This window comes from Mesorhizobium sp. M4A.F.Ca.ET.090.04.2.1 (genome assembly GCF_003999085.1).
Lineage (GTDB): Bacteria > Pseudomonadota > Alphaproteobacteria > Rhizobiales > Rhizobiaceae > Mesorhizobium.
The window spans coordinates 1-1,905 of the sequence record NZ_RZOT01000766.1; the positions used below are offsets into that span (position 1 = coordinate 1).

Genomic DNA, 1,905 nt, shown 5'->3' on the forward strand with positions numbered 1-1,905 from the left:
TGCGGATGTCACGCGAGAGGAAGAGCTGCTGCGCCCGCATGAACGTCCAGACGATCAGGGCTTCCTTGAAATATTGATAGCAGGTGTCATGCGAAACCGGATTCGCAGCCAACCAATCATGACCAGACTGGAAGGTCCCGGTCGTTGCCAGGTCCTTGTGCCGGGCGAGGCGTTCCGGCCATGCGGCGCCCAAAATCGAGGCGAAGTTGACGATTGCCGCGCCCGGCGAAAGCCTGCCGACCACAGTCTCGGTCAGGTGACGCAGGCCGAGATAGTTGACGCGGGCGACCGTATCCTTGTCGGCGGTGCCCGGCACGCCTGCCGCGTTGACCAGCCCATCGAATTGCGCGGGCAAGAACGAAACGGCCTCGTCGATCGTATCCGGCTTCGAGAGATCGGCCTTCACGAAGCCATCCAGGGTAACCGTGGGATCATTGCGGTCGATGCCGATTACCCTGGCGCCATGGAAGCGGGCGAGACGGGCGACCTCGGCTCCGATCCCCGAAGACGCGCCCGTAATGACCAGAAGCTTGTTGGAGAGATTCATGGTTCGATCTTTCGTGGATTGGTCAAAATGGATAGAGCGTTGCTTGTTCCTTGACGGAAATCCACATCCACTGCGTGAATTCCTCCCAGATCGCCGGGCCTGAGACGCGGCTGCCATTGCCCGAGCGCCGCCGGCCGCCGAAAGGTGCGTGCGGCCCGGCGTTGACGGTCTGATCGTTGATGTGCAGATGGCCGACCTCCAGTCTTTCGCCAACCGACCGGGCGCGGTCGACGGAGGCCGAAATGACGCCGGCGGCGAGGCCATATTCGGAGCTGTTGACGAGAGAGATCGCTGCCTCTTCGTCGCGGAACGGGGCAATGCAGGCGACGGGCCCGAAGATCTCTTCCTCGAACGCACGCATCCCCCGCTCGATGCCGAACAGAACCGTTGCCGGATAGAAGCGGCCGCTTGCCTTGCCTCCGGCGAGCAGCTTTGCGCCCTTGGCGACGGCATCGTCGACGATGCCCTGGATTCTGTCGACCTGGGCATCGGAAATGATGGGGCCAAGCGCCACCTGGTCGGTCGAGGGATCGCCGGCAACCAGGTGTCCGGCCCTGGCGGCAAGGCGCGAAGCAATCGCATCGGCATGCTTCTCGTCGACAAGGATGAGACCGGTCGACATGCAGATCTGGCCCTGATGCAGGAAGCAGCCCCAGGCGGCATTCGACGCCGCGATGTCCGGATCGGCATCATCGAGGATGATCAGGGCGTTCTTGCCGCCGAGCTCAAGCTGAACCTTCTTCAGATGCTTGCCGGCCAGTTCGCCGACCCGGCTCCCGGCGGCCGCCGACCCCGTGAACGAGACCATTGCGATGTTCGCATCCGTGCAGAGGGCCTCGCCGGCGTCAATTCCGCCGGGGACGACATGGAGGACACCTGCGGGCAGGCCCGCTTCCTCGAACAGGCGTGCAATGATGATGCCACCGGAAATCGGCGTGCGCGGGTCCGGTTTGTGGACGACGGCGTTGCCTGTCGCCAAAGCGGCGGCAATCGCGCGGACAGAGAGGACAAGCGGAAAATTGAACGGCGAGATAATTCCGACCACGCCGTGCGGCACCCGCCGCGCATGGTTCTGGCGTCCAGCATCCATGGTGGGAAGGGCGATGCCATTCGGCTCGACAGCGGCAGCCGCGGCGTGGCGGATGAAGGCTGCCCCGTGATCGATCTCGATTTGCGCCTTCGCCCGGATGGAGCCGGATTCGCGCATTATCCAGCCGACCAGCTCTTCGCCATTGGCTTCCAGGATATCGGCCGCCTTGTTCAATATGGCCGCGCGCTCGGAGGGACGTTTCGCCGCCCAGGCCGGCTGCGCCAGATAAGCCCCAACCGCGGCTTGCCCGATGTCTGCCGCGCCGCCG

General features: G+C 64.1%; 2 protein-coding genes. Both read right to left on the bottom strand.

Annotation, left to right across the window (positions count from 1 at the left end; genetic code table 11):
- Positions 1-547, bottom strand: a 547-nt coding sequence (locus EN781_RS31540) for a coniferyl-alcohol dehydrogenase (protein WP_127400682.1), incomplete at its 3' end; no start/stop codon positions are given.
- A gap of 22 nt (positions 548-569) precedes the next feature.
- Positions 570-1,905: benzaldehyde dehydrogenase (locus tag EN781_RS31545; RefSeq protein WP_127400683.1), on the bottom strand; the 1,336-nt coding region annotated here is incomplete at its 5' end.